Origin of the sequence: Luteimonas mephitis DSM 12574 (assembly GCF_000422305.1) — a bacterium.
GTDB classification, from domain to species: domain Bacteria; phylum Pseudomonadota; class Gammaproteobacteria; order Xanthomonadales; family Xanthomonadaceae; genus Luteimonas; species Luteimonas mephitis.
Genome location: NZ_AULN01000012.1, coordinates 12,395 through 27,524, shown reverse-complemented (window position 1 = coordinate 27,524; position 15,130 = coordinate 12,395). Strand labels below are relative to the sequence as shown.

At 69.9% G+C, this 15,130-nt stretch carries 12 protein-coding genes and 1 tRNA gene; 6 read left to right on the top strand and 7 right to left on the bottom strand.

The features are described from left to right. The first annotated feature begins 138 nt into the window (after window positions 1–138). Entirely contained in the window at window positions 139–1,932 is a 1,794-nt protein-coding gene (locus H570_RS15650) for an EAL domain-containing protein (RefSeq protein WP_051175925.1), read from the top strand. After that, window positions 1,929–4,535 carry a hybrid sensor histidine kinase/response regulator gene (locus tag H570_RS15645; RefSeq protein WP_169447715.1) on the top strand — a complete coding sequence of 869 codons (2,607 nt, stop codon included), beginning with the start codon at window positions 1,929–1,931 and terminating at the stop codon, window positions 4,533–4,535. The genes H570_RS15650 and H570_RS15645 overlap by 4 nt, the downstream gene beginning before the upstream one ends. A gap of 168 nt (window positions 4,536–4,703) precedes the next feature. Here H570_RS15645 and bfr read toward each other — a convergent pair whose 3' ends face one another. The 3 genes from bfr to H570_RS15635 form a co-directional block, all read right to left on the bottom strand. Beyond that, window positions 4,704–5,180, bottom strand: a complete 477-nt coding sequence (gene bfr, locus H570_RS0100260; RefSeq protein ID WP_027079010.1) for a bacterioferritin — start codon at window positions 5,178–5,180, stop codon at window positions 4,704–4,706. Between the two features lie 108 nt (window positions 5,181–5,288). Beyond that, window positions 5,289–5,510 (bottom strand): (2Fe-2S)-binding protein, encoded by a 222-nt coding sequence (locus tag H570_RS15640; protein ID WP_051175924.1) that lies wholly within the window; start codon window positions 5,508–5,510, stop codon window positions 5,289–5,291. A 107-nt stretch (window positions 5,511–5,617) separates the two neighbouring features. Further along, entirely contained in the window at window positions 5,618–6,181 is a 564-nt protein-coding gene (locus tag H570_RS15635) for an RNA pyrophosphohydrolase (RefSeq protein ID WP_036134526.1), read from the bottom strand. A gap of 116 nt (window positions 6,182–6,297) precedes the next feature. Here H570_RS15635 and H570_RS0100245 point away from each other — a divergent pair. The 3 genes from H570_RS0100245 to H570_RS0100235 all read left to right on the top strand — a co-directional run bounded on the left by H570_RS0100245 (window position 6,298) and on the right by H570_RS0100235 (window position 7,572). Further along, window positions 6,298–6,374: transfer RNA gene (locus H570_RS0100245), tRNA-Met, on the top strand. A gap of 99 nt (window positions 6,375–6,473) precedes the next feature. Then, a complete protein-coding gene (gene queD / locus H570_RS0100240) occupies window positions 6,474–6,857 on the top strand; it encodes a 6-carboxytetrahydropterin synthase QueD (RefSeq protein WP_027079009.1) in 384 nt (127 codons plus the stop codon). A 316-nt stretch (window positions 6,858–7,173) separates the two neighbouring features. Next, window positions 7,174–7,572, top strand: coding sequence for a phasin family protein (locus H570_RS0100235; protein ID WP_027079008.1), 399 nt, complete (start codon window positions 7,174–7,176; stop codon window positions 7,570–7,572). A 227-nt stretch (window positions 7,573–7,799) separates the two neighbouring features. Here H570_RS0100235 and H570_RS0100230 read toward each other — a convergent pair whose 3' ends face one another. Then, on the bottom strand, window positions 7,800–8,699 hold the full coding sequence (locus H570_RS0100230; protein WP_027079007.1) for a LysR substrate-binding domain-containing protein: 900 nt from the start codon (window positions 8,697–8,699) through the stop codon (window positions 7,800–7,802). Window positions 8,700–8,795: 96 nt separating this feature from the next. On the opposite strand from H570_RS0100230, the gene H570_RS0100225 reads away from it, so the two are divergent. Further along, on the top strand, window positions 8,796–9,860 hold the full coding sequence (locus H570_RS0100225) for a YeiH family protein (RefSeq protein ID WP_027079006.1): 1,065 nt from the start codon (window positions 8,796–8,798) through the stop codon (window positions 9,858–9,860). Between the two features lie 70 nt (window positions 9,861–9,930). Here the strand turns inward: H570_RS0100225 and H570_RS0100220 are convergent, their stop codons facing one another. The 3 genes from H570_RS0100220 to bioD all read right to left on the bottom strand — a co-directional run bounded on the left by H570_RS0100220 (window position 9,931) and on the right by bioD (window position 15,100). After that, window positions 9,931–13,080, bottom strand: a complete 3,150-nt coding sequence (locus H570_RS0100220; protein WP_027079005.1) for a multidrug efflux RND transporter permease subunit — start codon at window positions 13,078–13,080, stop codon at window positions 9,931–9,933. A 6-nt stretch (window positions 13,081–13,086) separates the two neighbouring features. After that, window positions 13,087–14,295 carry an efflux RND transporter periplasmic adaptor subunit gene (locus H570_RS0100215; RefSeq protein WP_027079004.1) on the bottom strand — a complete coding sequence of 403 codons (1,209 nt, stop codon included), beginning with the start codon at window positions 14,293–14,295 and terminating at the stop codon, window positions 13,087–13,089. 115 nt (window positions 14,296–14,410) lie between these two features. Then, a complete protein-coding gene (bioD, locus tag H570_RS0100210; protein ID WP_027079003.1) occupies window positions 14,411–15,100 on the bottom strand; it encodes a dethiobiotin synthase in 690 nt (229 codons plus the stop codon). Between the last annotated feature and the right edge of the window lie 30 nt (window positions 15,101–15,130).

Sequence of the window (15,130 nt, the reverse complement as noted above, 5' to 3'; positions counted from 1 at the left end):
GGCTGTAAGCAGGCGCGTGCGCATAATCGCCCGCGTCCACAGGGGAGTCAGGTTGTGCCCGCGTCCAACAGAACCGCTGCCGCGAATGCATCCGGCGGCGCCCGGCAGGGGTCTGCCGCGGCGTCCCCCGAAGCGGCCGTGCGTGCGGAGTTCCCGCCGCCCCACTACTGGCGCCGATGGTGCGCCGATGCGCCCGAGGCGGTGCTGCCGGCCAGCGAAGAGGTTCCGGCCGCCAACGAACCGTTGCCGCAGGTGCTGCCGCAGGGCGACGGCAGCGACGCGCCGTACCGGGTGCTGATCGTCGAGGACGACCCCAGCCAGGCGCTGTTCGCCGAGACGGTGCTGGCCGGCACCGGCATGCAGGCGCGGGTGGTGGGCATCAGCAGCGAGGTGATGGCGGCGATGGACGAATTCCGCCCCGACCTGGTCCTCACCGACCTGCACATGCCGGGCCTCAACGGCACCGAGATCACCACCATGATCCGCGCCAACCCGGGCTTCGCGCACACGCCGATCGTGTTCCTGACCGGCGACCCGGATCCGGAAACCCAGTTCGAGGTGCTGCAGGTCGGCGCCGACGATTTCCTGACCAAACCGGTGCGGCCGCGGCACCTGATCGCCGCGGTCGAAAGCCGCGTGCGGCGCGCGCGCGCGCTCGAGCGGCAGCGCAGCGGCGACGGACGCCACCCGGTGACCGGCCTGTACACGCGCACGGCGATGCTGCAGCGGCTGGGCGCCGCGGTCCCGCAGCAGTCCCGGGGCGCCGTGTACTTCGTGGAGATCGAGAACACCACTGCGCTGCGCGACCGCTTCGGCTACGCCGCGCTGGAAACCGCGCTCACCGACACCGGGCGCCACGTCGGCCAGCTGGCGGGGGAACACCTGGTGTCGCGGCTGAACGACAACACCTTCGTGGTCTATGCCGAAACCCTGGAAGGCCACGCCCAGGACACCTTCGCGCGCACGCTGCGCGACGGCGTCGGCCGCCACGAGGTCACCATCGACGGCCAGGTCCTGCGCCTGCGCGCGCTGGTCGGCTATGCCTCGCTGCAGTCGGGGTTCAGCGACGCCAGCACCGCGCTGGCCGCGGCCGAGCAGGCGCTGCGCGAGGCGCGCAGCCTGCCCGTCGGCATCGCCGCCCACGCTCCCCCGGAGACGGCTGCGGTGGAAGCCGACGCCGACCGCGTGGTGATGCTCCACGACGCGCTGATGAACAACCGCTTCGAGCTGGCCTTCCAGCCGATCGTGGCCGTGGCCGGCGGCGAGGAGGCGCAGTACCAGACGCTGCTGCGCCTGCGCGACGGGGACGGCAACCTGCATACCGCCGCCGAGATCCTTCCGACCGCGGAGGCGGCCGGGGTACTGCACGAGATCGACCGCCGGGTGCTGGAACTGGCCATCGCGGTGCTCGACCAGCGCGCGGGCGAGAACCGCCCCGTGCGACTGTTCGTCAGCCAGTCGCCGCGCTCGCTGACCCGCGACGGTTATGCCGCGGCGCTGCTCGAAACGCTTTCCCGGACCCGGATCGACGGCCCTTCGCTGGTCATCGACGTCCGCCAGGACGAAGCCCTGGTGCATGCGGTGGCGCTGCAGGAGTTCTGCAACGCGATGGTGCCCGCCGGCGTGCAGTTATGCCTGAGCCAGTACAGCGCCGGCGCCGAGTCCGACGCCCTGCTCGCACGCATGCCGCTGGGCTTCATGCGCCTGGCGGCGCGCTACTCCAGCCGGCTCGGCGAAGGCGGCGTGCGCGACGAGATGCGCGCGGCGATCGAACGCGCCCACCGGCTCGGCCTGCAGGTGATCGGCCAGCAGGTCGAAGACCCGCAGGCCGCGGCGACGCTGTGGATCAGCGGCGTCGACTACATCCAGGGCAACCTGGTGCAGCACGCCGCCGGCGGCCTCGACTTCGACTTCCAGAACTCGGTGCTGTGACCGTGATCGTCACCCGCGCCCGCCCTTCCGCCGTGATGCTGCGCTGGCTGGCGCTTGGCGCCGCCGCGGGCGCCGCGCTGACCCTGTCGCTGGACGTGCTCGGGCTCGACGGCCCATGGCAGGGCTTCGCCCTGGTGCTGGCGCTGCTGGCGGCGTTCGCTTCGATCGGCGTTTTCATCTCCGGCCGCCAGCGCGAGCGCGAAATCGAGGAGGCCGGCATCCGCGCCCGCCGCGACGAAGCCGAACTGGGCGAACTGCAGCGCGAGCTCGACCGCCACACCCAGCTCGAGCAGCAGCTGCGCCAGGCCAAGCAGGCGGCGGAATCGGCGGTGATGGCCAAGGGCGAGTTCCTGGCCACGATGAGCCACGAGATCCGCACCCCGCTCAACGGCATCGTGCCGATGCTCGACCTGCTGATGCACGCGCAACTCGCGCCCGACCACGCCGAGATGGTGCGCACCGCCTACACCTCGTCGCAGCAGATGCTGCGGATCGTCGACGACATCCTCGACTACTCCAAGCTCGAGGCCGACAAGCTGGTGCTCGAGTCCACCGGCTTCAACCTGCGCGAGCTGCTCGAAACGGTGATCCAGCTGATGGACCGCCCGGCGCAGAGCAAGGGCCTGCGGCTGTCGCTGAACATCGATCCTTCCGTGCGCCTGCCGGTACGTGGCGACCCGGTGCGCCTGCGCCAGGTGCTGAGCAACCTGTTGAGCAACGCGGTGAAGTTCACCGACCGCGGCGCGATCACCATCAACGTGCGCCGCATCGGCGAAACCGCCGCCCAGCACCAGCTGCGCTTCGAGGTGCACGACACCGGCATCGGCATCGCGCGCGAGGCGCAGGGACGGCTGTTCCAGGCCTTCAGCCAGGCCGACACGTCGACCACCCGCCTGTACGGCGGCACCGGCCTGGGGCTGGCGATTTCGCGCCGCATCATCGAACTGATGACCGGCCGCATCGGCGTCGATTCCGAATCCGGGCGCGGCGCCACGTTCTGGTTCGAGATCCCGCTGCTGAAAGTGCACGGCGACATGCCGAGCGCCGAGACCTCCGCCACCAGCGGCGGCCGCCTGCTGCTGCTCAGCGCCGACCCGCGCCTGCGCCTGCGCCTGTCGATGCTGTTGCCCAACTGGGGACTGCGGGTGAGTTCGGTGGAAACGACCCAGGAAGCGCTCGACCGCCTGCGCACCGCCGCCAACCAGGGCAAGCCCTGGGCGTACTCGGTGGTGCTCGCCGACCTGAGCGGCATCCGCAACACCGCCGTGGCCCTGCATCGCAACATCAGCCGCAGCACGATCTACGGCGACCTGCGCCTGGTCTGCCTGTACGGCGAGGACCCGGTTGCCGACGAACTCCAGCACAATGTCACCCTGCTCAGCCGCCAGGCGCCCGACGAGGACCTGCGCGCGGCGCTGACCAACGCGCACTCGTCCGCCACGCCAGACACGTTGCAGCGTGAAGCTGCCGCCACGCCAGCCACCACCATGGTCACGAACAACGACGCTGCAACGCTGCGCAAGGCCCGGGTCCTCCTCGTTGAGGACAACCCGGTCAACCTGATGGTCGGCCAGCGCCTGCTCGGCGTGCTCGGCATCACCTGCGACACCGCCAGCAACGGCGAGGCGGCGCTGATGCGGATGTCGGCGTCGCGCTACGACCTGGTGCTGATGGATTGCCAGATGCCGGTGATGGACGGCTACACCGCCACCCGGCGCTGGCGCGAGAGCGAGGCCCTTGCCGCCGACGGCCGCCACCTGCCGATCGTGGCGATGACCGCCAACGCGATGGCCGGCGACCGCCAGAAATGCCTGGATGCCGGCATGGACGACTACCTGCCCAAGCCGGTCACGCGCAGCGAACTCGAACGCTGCGTGCACCATTGGTGGAATCCGCAGGTCGCGGCCCTGGACGCCCTGGAAGCACCGGTCGATGCCAGCGACGCAGGCGACGAGGCCGTGCCGCCCGGGAACGCGGCAGAGGCCGTCGTGGAAGATTTTGCCGCAGCCATCCCGGAGGCGATGCCGCCGGTTGCCGCGCCCGCCTGGGCGCCCGCGCCTGCACCGGCGACGACACCCGGCCTGGCAACGACCGTCGCCGTGGCGGCACCCGCCACCACGATCGACACGGCGGCGATGCCGCCGGTCGCGACTCCTCCCGCCACGCCGGCATGGACTGCGGTTCCGGCGCACGCGCCTGATCCGTCCGTCGCCGCCGCGGGGCCGGCATCGTCGCGCGTTCCGCCGCCCCCCCTGATCGACCATGAAGTGCTTGACGAGCTGCGCGCGCTGCTCGGCGGCGAGGTCGATCGCCTGATCGATGTCTTCCTCGAGGACACGCCGCGGCTGGTCTCGACGCTGGAAGCCGCCGCCAGCAACGGACCGGACTACGCGGCCCTGCGCGATGCCGCACACTCGCTCAAGTCGTCCAGCGCCAACCTCGGTGCGATGTCACTGTCCGCCGCCGCCAAGCGTATCGAGGCCGGCGCACGCCAGCAGTCGCTGGATCGCCCCGCGGTCGCCGTGGCGCTGGTCGCCAACGAGTTCCAGCGCGCCCGGCAGCAGCTGCGCGCAAGCCAGCGCAGCGAAGCCGACTCGATGTAAGCGCAGCCAGCGCAAAGCCAGGCATCCGCCGTCGCAGCAGCGGCCCCCGGCCGCGAGCGTTCCCCGGTCATCCATGCGGCGCGAGAAGCTCGCGGCCATGGGCGGCGCCTGCACGACATCCGCAGGGCGGCCGCAGGCGAAGGCGGGGCGTTCCCGCCCGGGCCGCGATCAGTCGTCGCCGTCGATCTTGGTCTGCAGGTAGTTCTGCTCACCGATCCGCGCGATCAGCGCGAGCTGGGTTTCCAGCCAGTCGACGTGTTCTTCCTCGGACTTGAGGATATCGGTGAACAGCCGCCGGCTGACGAAGTCGCCGACCTGCTCGCAATGCGCGATCGCGGCCTTGAGCGGCGGGATCGCCTCCATCTCCAGCGCCAGGTCGCACTCGAGCACTTCCTTCGGGTTCTCGCCGATCTTGAGCTTGCCCAGCGCCTGGAAGTTCGGCAGTCCGTCGAGGAACAGGATCCGCTCGGCGAGCATGTCGGCATGCTTCATCTCGTCGATCGATTCCTCGTACTCGTGCTTGGCGAGCTCGTGCAGGCCCCAGTTCTTCAGCATCTTGGCGTGCAGGAAGTACTGGTTGATCGCGGTCAGCTCGTTGTAGAGCGCCTCGTTGAGGAACTTGATGACCTGTGCGTCGCCTTGCATGGCACGTCTCCGTTGTTGCGTGATCCCACGACTCTAGCGCCGCCGCAAGAACGATGGCGGAACGCGAATCGTATGCATCACCGTGCCCAGACGGGCGGCTGCCGGGGCTCAGGCGGCGTGGCGGACGCCGGGGAACCCGACGACGTTGTCGCGCTGCGGCTGCAGCTCGGCGCGGAGCTGTTCGAGCGTTTCGGTGGCGGTCTCGACGCAGCTGCCGCAGCAGGCGCCGCAGCCGGTGCGCATGGTGAGTTCGGCCATGCCGCAGCAACCGGCCTTCACGGCCTGGCGGATGTCACCGTCGGTCACGCCATTGCAGATGCACACGTACATGGGACTGGAAACGCCGCCGTTGCAGGGAACGTGCGCATTGTCGCTGCGGATGAGAATGATTGTCAATCATGAACGCGGCGAAACCGCTCCACCGGCGGTTCCGCGCGCTATCCGCCGCGGCGCTGCCCGGACTGGCGCCGCGCCGGCCGCGGCCGGGCGTGCTCGGGATGCGGATGCGGGATCGCCCGCTGCCCGGCGATCTGCCGTGCGGACGGTGCCAGGTGGCGCAGCGCGCTGGCGTAGACGCCGCGCTTGAAGGTGACCACGTGTTCCAGCGGGTACCAGAAGTCGACCCAGCGCCAGTGGTCGAATTCCGGCTTGTCGGTGCCGTCCAGGCACAGGTCGCCCTCGCTGCCGGTGAACTGCAACAGGAACCACACCTGCTTCTGGCCGATGCACACCAGCTTGTCGTTGCGGCGGATCGCGCGCTGCGGCAGCCGGTAGCGCAGCCAGCCCGGCGTCACCCCGAGCACGTCCACGTGGTCCGCCCGCAGGCCGGTTTCCTCCTCCAGCTCGCGGTACATCGCCTCCAGCGGCGTCTCGTCGGTATTCATCCCGCCCTGCGGGAACTGCCAGCCGTCACGACGCACGCGCCGCGCCCAGAAGACGCGGCCGTCGGGATGCATCAAAACGATGCCGACATTGGGCCGGTAACCGTCCGGATCGATCACGATGCGGACTCCAAATTCACTGTGACCGACTCTGCCACGGCCACGCCGGGCCGACAAGCGGCCCGGCCAGCGATTGACGCCGCGCCCCGGCACGGGAATAATTCGCGGTTCCGCGCGGCTATGTAGCTCAGACGGTTAGAGCGCGAGACTCATAATCCCGAGGTCGGTGGTTCGATTCCACCCATAGCCACCACGCGCAGAGCCACCGACCCCGCGGATTTGCGGGGTTTTTTGTTCCCGGCGCACGTCGTCCGGGCATCGCCGGAGGACGGCGCCCGGCCCACGGATCGCCATGGACATCTTCAAGACCTTCACCATCGAAGCCGCGCACCTGCTGCCCAACGTGCCGCCAGGGCACAAGTGCGCGCGGCTGCACGGGCATTCGTTCGTGATCGAGCTGCACGTGTCCGGCGAGCCGGGCGCCGACAGCGGCTGGATCATGGACTTCGGCGACATCAAGACCGCCTTCCGGCCGCTGTACGAGCAGCTTGACCACCATTACCTCAACGAGGTCGAGGGGCTGGAGAACCCGACCAGCGAGCGGCTGGCGATGTGGATCTGGGAGCGGCTCAAGCCCGCCCTGCCGCAGCTGGGCGAGGTGGTCGTGCGCGAGACCTGCACCTCCGGCTGCCGCTATCGCGGCCCGGCTGCGGCGCCGGTTCCGCCGCGGGCGTAGGCCAGCCGGGCCCGCCGTGCTGGTAGTGGGCCGATGCCTTAAACGCAGGGACCCCTCTGGTGGGTCGGGCACCGCTTCGCGCATATCGTCGTTCGCGCAACCCTTCGTCCGTAGGAGCGCCCCATGGGCGCGAAAGGCTTCCGGGAAGTCTTTCGCGCCCATGGGGCGCTCCTACGGGCCTCCAAGCTACTGATTTCAACTGAAACTGAACGGATGAGCGATGCACGCCCTCCGGATGTTGCATCGCAACATATCCAGCGTTATGCTGCACCGCACAATACCGGCAATCCCTGCCGGACATCTGCAGGAGCCCGCCATGTACCAGGATTTCAACCAGCAGTTCGCCGCTGCGTCGCGCCAGTTCGCCGACACCGCCGCCCAGGTCAACCGCCTGGCCCTCGAGAACGCCGAAAAGGTGTTCGGCCTGCAGCTGGCCACGTTCGAAGAGAACGCCAACGCCGCCTTCGCCTTCTGGGGCGAGATCGCCGAGGCCCGTGATTTCGACGGCCTGAAGGCCGTGCTGCCGAAGGGCGTGCAGGTTGCGCGCGAGAACGTCGAGCGCGCCGTGAGCACCGGCCAGGAAGTGTTCGGCCGCACGCTGAAGACCAACGAAGCCATCGCCCAGATCGCCAAGGCCCAGGTCGAGTCGGCCAGCGCCAACGTCCAGGCCAAGGCCGAGGAAGCCATCAAGGGCGCCGCCAAGGCCCGCAAGTAATCCAGCTCCAGACGGCCGGGCAACCGGCCACGCGGTCTCTCTCCCGCGTCGGAAACCCGGCAACGCAAGTTGCCGGGTTTTTTCGTGTCTTCGACTGCCCTGTAGGAGCGGCTTCAGCCGCGAGCTTTTGATGCGCGCGTCGAAAAACAACCGGATCGTTTCGAGCCATCCGTGGTCGCCTTCAAGAGCTCGCGGCTGAAGCCGCTCCTACAAAGCGGCTTCGCGCCTCAGCCGCGCGCCGGCGCGTCCACCAGGTCGACGAACGCCTGCAGCGCGGGCGCGCGCGGGCGATTGGCCAGTTCCAGCCGGTACAGCGGGCGCAGGATCCCGGCGTCGCCGGCCAGGCGCAGGATGCGCACGCGCTGCATCGCCACGAGGTCGCGCACCACGATCTCCGGCAGCAACGCCACGCCGGCACCGGCGGCAACCGCGCGCGCGATCGCCTCGTTGCTGCCCAGTTCGATCACGCGCGCCGGCTTGATCCCGCGCGAACGCAGCACGCGCTGCGCGACCTGCCGTGTCCCGGAACCCGCCTCGCGCAGCATCCACGGCTGCCGCGCGAGTTCCGCCACCGATGCGCGCCGATGCGCGCCGAGCGTCGCATCGGCAGCGACCACGAGCTGCAGCGGCTCGTCGCGCCACGCCGTGGCCACGATGCCCGGATCGTCCACCACGCCTTCGACGAACGCCACGTCGATGCGGCCCTCGGCGATGGCATGGCCGATCCCGGCCGTGTTGCCGACCTGCAGCTCGAAATCCACTCCCGGATGACGCTGCACGAATGTCGCCACGTGCGGCGGCAGCCAGTAGCCGGCGACGGTGGTGCTGGCACCCACGCGCAGCGAGCCCTTGCGCAGGCCGACGCGGTCGCGGACGTCCGCGATCGCAGCGCGTTCCATGGCGAAGATCGCGCGTGCGTGCTGGTGCAGCGACTGGCCGTGGTCGGTGAGCACCACGCCGCGGCTGCGCGCTGCGCCGCGCTCGACCAGCGGCAGCCCGAGCTGGCGCTCCAGTTCGCGCACCGCCTTGGACACCGCCGGCTGGCTGACGTGCAGCGCCTCGGCGGCGCGCGAAAAGCCCTGGTGCTCGACCACGGCCATGAACACGCGCAGCAGGTGCAGGTTCATTGATAACCAGAATTCATCGAATCGTGAATTATATGTACTGGATTCATTCGATGCGCGCGCCTAGCCTGCCGGCACCTCCGCTGGAAGCCCGCGCCGATGCACGCCGTTGCCGATACGCCGCCGCTCCTCGCCCGCCTCCAGCGTTACGCAGGCCTGTGGCCCGGGCTGGCGCTGGTCGCCGCGATCGCGGGCGCGGGCATCCTCGCCGCGCGGCTGCCGGCGCTGCAGGCGCTGGGCCTGAGCGCGCTGACACTCGCAATCGTGTTCGGCATCGCGCTGGGCAACACCGTGTTCCCGGCGGTCGCCGCGCGCAGCGGTGCCGGCGTCGATTTCGCCAAGGGCATGCTGCTGCGCACGGGCATCGTGCTGTACGGCTTCCGCGTCACCTTCCAGGATATCGCCGCGGTCGGCATGGAAGGCGTGCTGATCGCGGTGGCGATGGTCGGGCTGGTGTTCGGCCTGGCGGTGCTGCTGGGCACGCGGGTGTTCAAGCTCGACCGCGAGACCGCGATGCTGATCGGCGCCGGCAGCGCGATCTGCGGCGCGGCGGCGGTCATGGCCACCGAGCCGGTGGTTCGCGGGCAGGCGCACAAGGTGTCGGTGGCGGTGGCGACCGTTGTGGTGTTCGGCACGCTGGGGATGTTCCTGTACCCGTGGCTGTATCCGTACCTGGGACTCGGCGAGCACGCGTTCGGCGTGTATGCGGGCTCGACGATCCACGAGGTGGCGCAGGTGGTGGTCGCCGGACGCGCGGTCGGCGAGGCCGCCGGCTCCGCGGCGGTGATCGAAAAGATGCTGCGGGTGATGCTGCTGGCGCCGTTCCTGCTGCTGCTGTCGTCGCGCCTGTCGCGCGAGGCGAATGCAGGCAGCGGCGAAAAGGCGGGCATCGTGATCCCGTGGTTCGCGGTGCTGTTCGTCGCCGTGGCCGGCGTCAATTCGCTGCAGCTGCTGCCGGCGGCCTGGGTCGAGGTACTGGTGCAGGCCGACACCGTGCTGCTGGCGATGGCGATGGCTGCACTCGGACTGCGCACCCACGTCGGCGCGATCCGCCAGGCCGGGCTGCGGCCGCTGCTGCTGGCCAGTGCGCTGTTCGTGTTCCTGCTGGTGGGCGGCTACGCGGTGAACGTCGGCATCGGCGCATTGTTCGCAAGCGCCTCCTGACCGGCGCGCCCGGAAACAGGAAGGCCGCGTCTCCGCGGCCTTCCCGTCACTTCACTTCGAGCGCCTTCGCCTAGTCGTGCGCGATGGCCGGCTTCTCGTCGAGCTTGTCGCCCAGCAGCCTGCGCACCACCACGTAGAACACCGGGATCAGCAGCAGCCCGAGGAAGGTGGCGAACAGCATGCCGCCGATCACGCCGGTGCCGATCGCATGGCGCGCGTTGGCGCCGGCGCCGGTGGAAACCGCCATCGGCAGCACGCCCATGATGAAGGCGAACGAGGTCATCAGGATCGGGCGGAAGCGCAGGCGCGCGGCCTCGATGATCGCCTCGCGCAGCGGCCGGCCCAGCTGGCGCTGCTCGATCGCGAACTCGATGATCAGGATCGCGTTCTTCGCCGCCAGGCCAATCACCGTGATCAGGCCGATCTTGAAGTAGATGTCGTTGGGCAGTCCGCGCATGAGCGACAGCGTGACCGCGCCCAGCACGCCCAGCGGCACCACCAGCAGCACCGCCACCGGCACCGACCAGCTTTCGTACAGCGCCGCCAGGCACAGGAACACCACCAGGATCGACAGCACCATCAGCATCGTGGACTGGTTGCCCGACAGGATTTCCTGGTAGGACTGCCCCGTCCAGTCGTAGCCGAAGCCGGGCGGCAGGTCGTTCTCGACGATCTGCTGCATCGCCGTCATCGCCTCGCCCGAACTGTGTCCCGGCGCCTGCGAACCGACGATCTCCACCGCGGCATAGCCGTTGTAGCGGCTCAACGACGGCGATGCCGTGGTCCACTGGCTGTCGACGACGTTCGAGATCGGGATCATCGAGATGCCGTCGCCGGACCCGCCCTCCGCCGATGCCGACTGGTTCGGCGCCGGCGTGTAGAAGCGCGACAGCGACTCGGGGCCGGTGCGGAACGTGCTGTCGGCCTGCATCGTCACCCGCTTGACGCGGCCGCCGTCGGTGAAGTCGTTGACGTACACCGGCGCCAGCATGAGGCTGATCGCGTTGTAGATGTCGGTCACCGACAGCCCCATCGCCTGCGCCTGGGTGCGGTCGACGTCGAGCCGCAGCTGCGGCGCGTCGGCCAGCGTGTTCGGCCGCACGCCGGTCAGGGTCGGATCCTGCGACGCCTTGCCCAGCAGCGCGCCCATGGCCTGCGCGAGCGCGTCGCGGCCCTGGCCGCTGCGGTCCTGCAGGTACATGTCGAAGCCGCCGAACTGGCCCAGGCCGTTCACCGTCGGCAGGTTCATCACGAAGATCTGCGCGTCGCGGATGCCGAACGCCACCCCGTTGGCCTGCTGGATGAACTCCTGTGCAGTGATGTCGCGTTCGTCCCAGGGCTTGAGCTTGATGAACGCCATGCCGACGTTCTCGCCCTGGCCGACGAAGCTGAAGCCGGCCACCTGCATCATGCCCTCGTAGCCGTCCAGCTTCTCGATGCCGCCGCGCATTTGTTCGAACACGCGCTTGGTGCGGTTGAGCGTCGCGCCCGGCGGCAGCTGCACGATCGCCATCGCATAGCCCTGGTCCTCCTCGGGCAGGAAGCTGCCGGGCATGCGCGTGAACAGGAAGCCGCACAGCAAGGTCAGCGCCGCGAACACCAGCATCCAGCGCGGCGCATGTCGCACCGCGCCGCCGATGTGGCCGACGTAGGTGCGTGCCACCCGGTTGTAGATCTTGTTGAACCCGCGGAAGACCGGGTTGCGGCTCTCGTGGTGGCCGGTGGGCTTGAGGATCGACGCGCACAGCGCCGGGGTGAAGCCCAGCGCCAGGAACGCCGAGAAGCCCATCGCCATCGCGATCGTGACCGCGAACTGCTTGTAGATCTCGCCCGCGCTGCCGGCCTGGAACGCGCTGGGCACGAACACCGCCGCCAGCACCACCGTCACCGCCACCACCGCGCCGCTGATCTGGCCCATCGCCTTGATCGTGGCGTCCTTCGGCGACAGCCCTTCCTCGGTCATGATGCGTTCGACGTTCTCGATCACGATGATCGCGTCGTCGACGACGATGCCGATCGCCAGCACCATGCCGAACAGGCTGAGCTGGTTGATGGTGAAGCCCAGCACCCACAGGCCGATGAACGTGCCCATCAGCGCGACCGGGATCACCAGCGTCGGGATCAGCGTCGCGCGGAAGTTCTGCAGGAAGATCAGCATCACCAGGAACACCAGCACGATCGCCTCGAACAGGGTCTCGACGACCGCCACGATCGAGGTTTCCACGAACGTCGAGCTGTCGTACGGCGAGAACCAGGTCACGCCCTGCGGGAACGTCGCCTGCAGCTCGTCCATGCGCTCGCTCACCGCCTCGGCCACGCCGAGCGCGTTGGCGCCGGGCGCCAGCTGGATCGCGAAGCCGGACGCGGGCGTGCCGCTCCACTGCAGGTCGAAGCCGTAGGCCGACGCGCCCTTCTCGACCCGCGCCACGTCCTTCAGGCGCACCGTGGTGCCGTCGCCTTCCGCGCGCAGGATGATGTTGCCGAACTGCTCGGCGGTGCTGAAGCGGCCCTCGGCCGAGACCGTGGCGGTGAACGCCTGGCCCTCCGGCGAGGGCTCGGCGCCGACCGAACCAGCGGCGAACTGCACGTTCTGCCCGCGCACCGCCGCCAGCACCTGGCTGGCCGACAGGCCGTAGCCGCGCAGCTTGTCGGGGTTGAGCCAGATGTTCATCGCGTACTCGCCGCCGAACAGCTGAGTGCTGCCGACGCCCGGCGTACGCGAGATCTGGTCGAGCACGCGCGCGGCGATCAGGTCCGACAGCGCGTCCTTGTCGTACTCCGGATTGCTCGAGCGCAGTGCCGCGATCATCAGGAAGCCGGGGTTGGCCTTGGCCACCACCACGCCCTGCTGGACCACCTCCGACGGCAGGCGCGGGGTCGCCAGCGCGACCTTGTTCTGCACCTGCACCTGGGCGATGTCCGGGTCGGTGCCGGGCTTGAAGGTCAGCGTGATCGAGGCCCGGCCGCTGGAGCTCGACGAGGAGCTGAAGTAGTCGAGGTTGTCGATGCCGGTCAGCTGCTGCTCGATGACCTGGGTCACCGCGCCCTCGGTGGTCGCCGCGCTCGCGCCGGGATAGGCGGCGGAGACGGTGACCTGCGGCGGGGCGATGTTCGGGTACGACTCGACGCCCAGGCTGTTGATCGCGAGCACGCCACCGAGCGTGATCAGGATCGCGATGACCCAGGCGAAGACCGGGTGGTGGATGAAGAAGCGTGACATGGGCGATCAGTCCTTCTGCGCCGCGTCGCCGGCCTGCTGCTTGCCTTCCGCGGGCTTGTCGCCTGCGGGCGCACCGGCCGCCGCGGGCTGGGCGCCCGGCGGCTGCCACGGCGACGCCTTCGCGGGCTGTCCGGGCTGCGCCTTCTGCAGGCCCGAGACGATCACCTGCTCGCCGCCGGCCAGGCCGCCGGTGACGATCCAGTCGCTGCCCTGGGCGCGGTCGGCGGCGATGTCCTTGCGCGCGACCTTGCCGTCCTGTCCGACCACCAGCACGTAGGCACTCTTGGCGTCGCGCTGCACCGCGGTCTGCGGGATCAGGAACGCGTCGGGCACCTGCCCCAGGGTGATGCCGAACGACACGAAGGTGCCCGGCAGCAGGGTCTTGTCCGGGTTGGGCAGCTGCGCCCGCAGCGCGACCGAACCGGTTTCCGGATCGACGATGTCGCCGGAGAAATCGAGTTCGCCGGGATGGCCGTAGACCGAACCGTCCGGCAGGCGCACCTGCACCGTCGGCGTCTGGCCGTTGGTCTGCAGGCTGCGCGCCTGGGCCAGCTCGGACACGCTCATCGAGAAGTTCACGTACAGCGGATCGATCTGGTCGACCGTGGTCAGCAAGGTCGCGTCTCCCTGGCCGACCAGCGCACCTTCGGTGACCTGCTGCTTGCCGGCGCGGCCGTCGATCGGCGCGCGCACGGTGGCATAGCCTAGGTTGATCTGCGCGGCATCCACGGCGGCGCGCCCGGCCTGCACCGCGGCGACGGCGCTGCGCTCGGCGGCCAGCGCGTTGTCGTAGTCGGACTTGGAGATGAATTTCTGCGGCAGCAACTGGCGCGCGCGGTCGGCGCTTGCCCTGGCGTTGGCCTGGCTCGCCTGGGCCTGCGCCAGCGCGGCCTGCGCCTGTCCCAGCGCGGCACGCAGCGGCGCCGGGTCGATCAGGAACAGCACCTGGCCCTTGCGCACGTCGCTGCCTTCCTCGTAGACGCGCTTCTGCACCACGCCGGGTATCCGCGCGCGCACGTCGGCGCTGCGGAACGCCGCCAGCCGGCCCACCATTTCCTGGTGCAGCGGCACGCTGGCCTTCTTCGCGACGATCACGCCCACCTCCGGCGGCGGCATCGCGCCCATGGCGCCCGGACCGGCTTCGTCGCCCTTTCCGCAGGCGGACAGCAGGAGGATCGCGCCGGCGACTGCCAGCGTACGGATTTGCATCGTCATGGGTGGGGGCTCCGGGGCAAAGGCGCGCGCGCAGCAGGGAGCTGCAGCGGCAATTCCTATACCCGCCAGTGTAGCATCGCCCCCCGGCCGGCCCACGTGCCGGAAGTCAGGATTTTCAGCCTGGCATCAGCTTGGCTGTGTACACCTCCGCGGCCATCGCCGCGGGCTCCCGTCCCGGGCTCCAGCGCAGGCGCCCGAGGCAGGGCGCGGGCAGACGTCCGCACAGGGCGTCGAAGTTCTCGTCGCGGCAGTCCATGTCCGGATCGACTTCGCTGGCGATCCAGCCGGCCAGCCGGGCACCGTCTGCGGCGATCGCGCGTGCGCTGAGCCGGGCATGGTTGAGGCAGCCCAGGCGCATCCCCACCACCAGCAGCACCGGCAGGTCCAGCGCGCGCACCAGATCCACCTGGTCGAGCGTCGCGGTCAGCGGCGCCAGCCAGCCGCCGACGCCCTCGACCAGGACGAACTCCGCCCGCGCGGCCAGCCGTGCATGCGCGGCAACGATCGGCGCCATCGTCACTTCGATCCCCGCCTCGCGCGCGGCGAACTCCGGCGCGATCGCCAGCGGCAGCGCGAACGGATTGACGTCGTCGTACTCCGGGCGCGGGTCGCTCGCGGCCTGCAGCGCCAATGCATCGTCGTTGCGCCACTGGCCGCGCGCATCGCGCGTGCAGCCGCTGGCCAGCGGCTTCATGCCCACCGCGCGCAGCCCGCGCGCGCGCAGCGCATGCAGCAGCGCCACGCTGGCGGTGGTCTTGCCGGCGCCGGTGTCGGTGCCGGTGACGAACACGCCCGGCGCGATCACGTGCCCGCGCCACCCGCGGACGCGGCGCCG

Excerpts from the sequence above, each read along its gene's own strand:
- H570_RS0100230 (WP_027079007.1), bottom strand. The coding sequence starts at position 8,699 with ATGAACCTGCACCTGCTGCGCGTGTTCATGGCCGTGGTCGAGCACCAG.
- H570_RS0100215 (WP_027079004.1), bottom strand. The coding sequence starts at position 14,295 with ATGACGATGCAAATCCGTACGCTGGCAGTCGCCGGCGCGATCCTCCTG.
- H570_RS0100235 (WP_027079008.1), top strand. The coding sequence starts at position 7,174 with ATGTACCAGGATTTCAACCAGCAGTTCGCCGCTGCGTCGCGCCAGTTC.
- bfr (WP_027079010.1), bottom strand. The coding sequence starts at position 5,180 with ATGCAAGGCGACGCACAGGTCATCAAGTTCCTCAACGAGGCGCTCTAC.
- H570_RS0100225 (WP_027079006.1), top strand. The coding sequence starts at position 8,796 with ATGCACGCCGTTGCCGATACGCCGCCGCTCCTCGCCCGCCTCCAGCGT.
- H570_RS15640 (WP_051175924.1), bottom strand. The coding sequence starts at position 5,510 with ATGTACGTGTGCATCTGCAATGGCGTGACCGACGGTGACATCCGCCAG.
- queD (WP_027079009.1), top strand. The coding sequence starts at position 6,474 with ATGGACATCTTCAAGACCTTCACCATCGAAGCCGCGCACCTGCTGCCC.
- H570_RS0100220 (WP_027079005.1), bottom strand. The coding sequence starts at position 13,080 with ATGTCACGCTTCTTCATCCACCACCCGGTCTTCGCCTGGGTCATCGCG.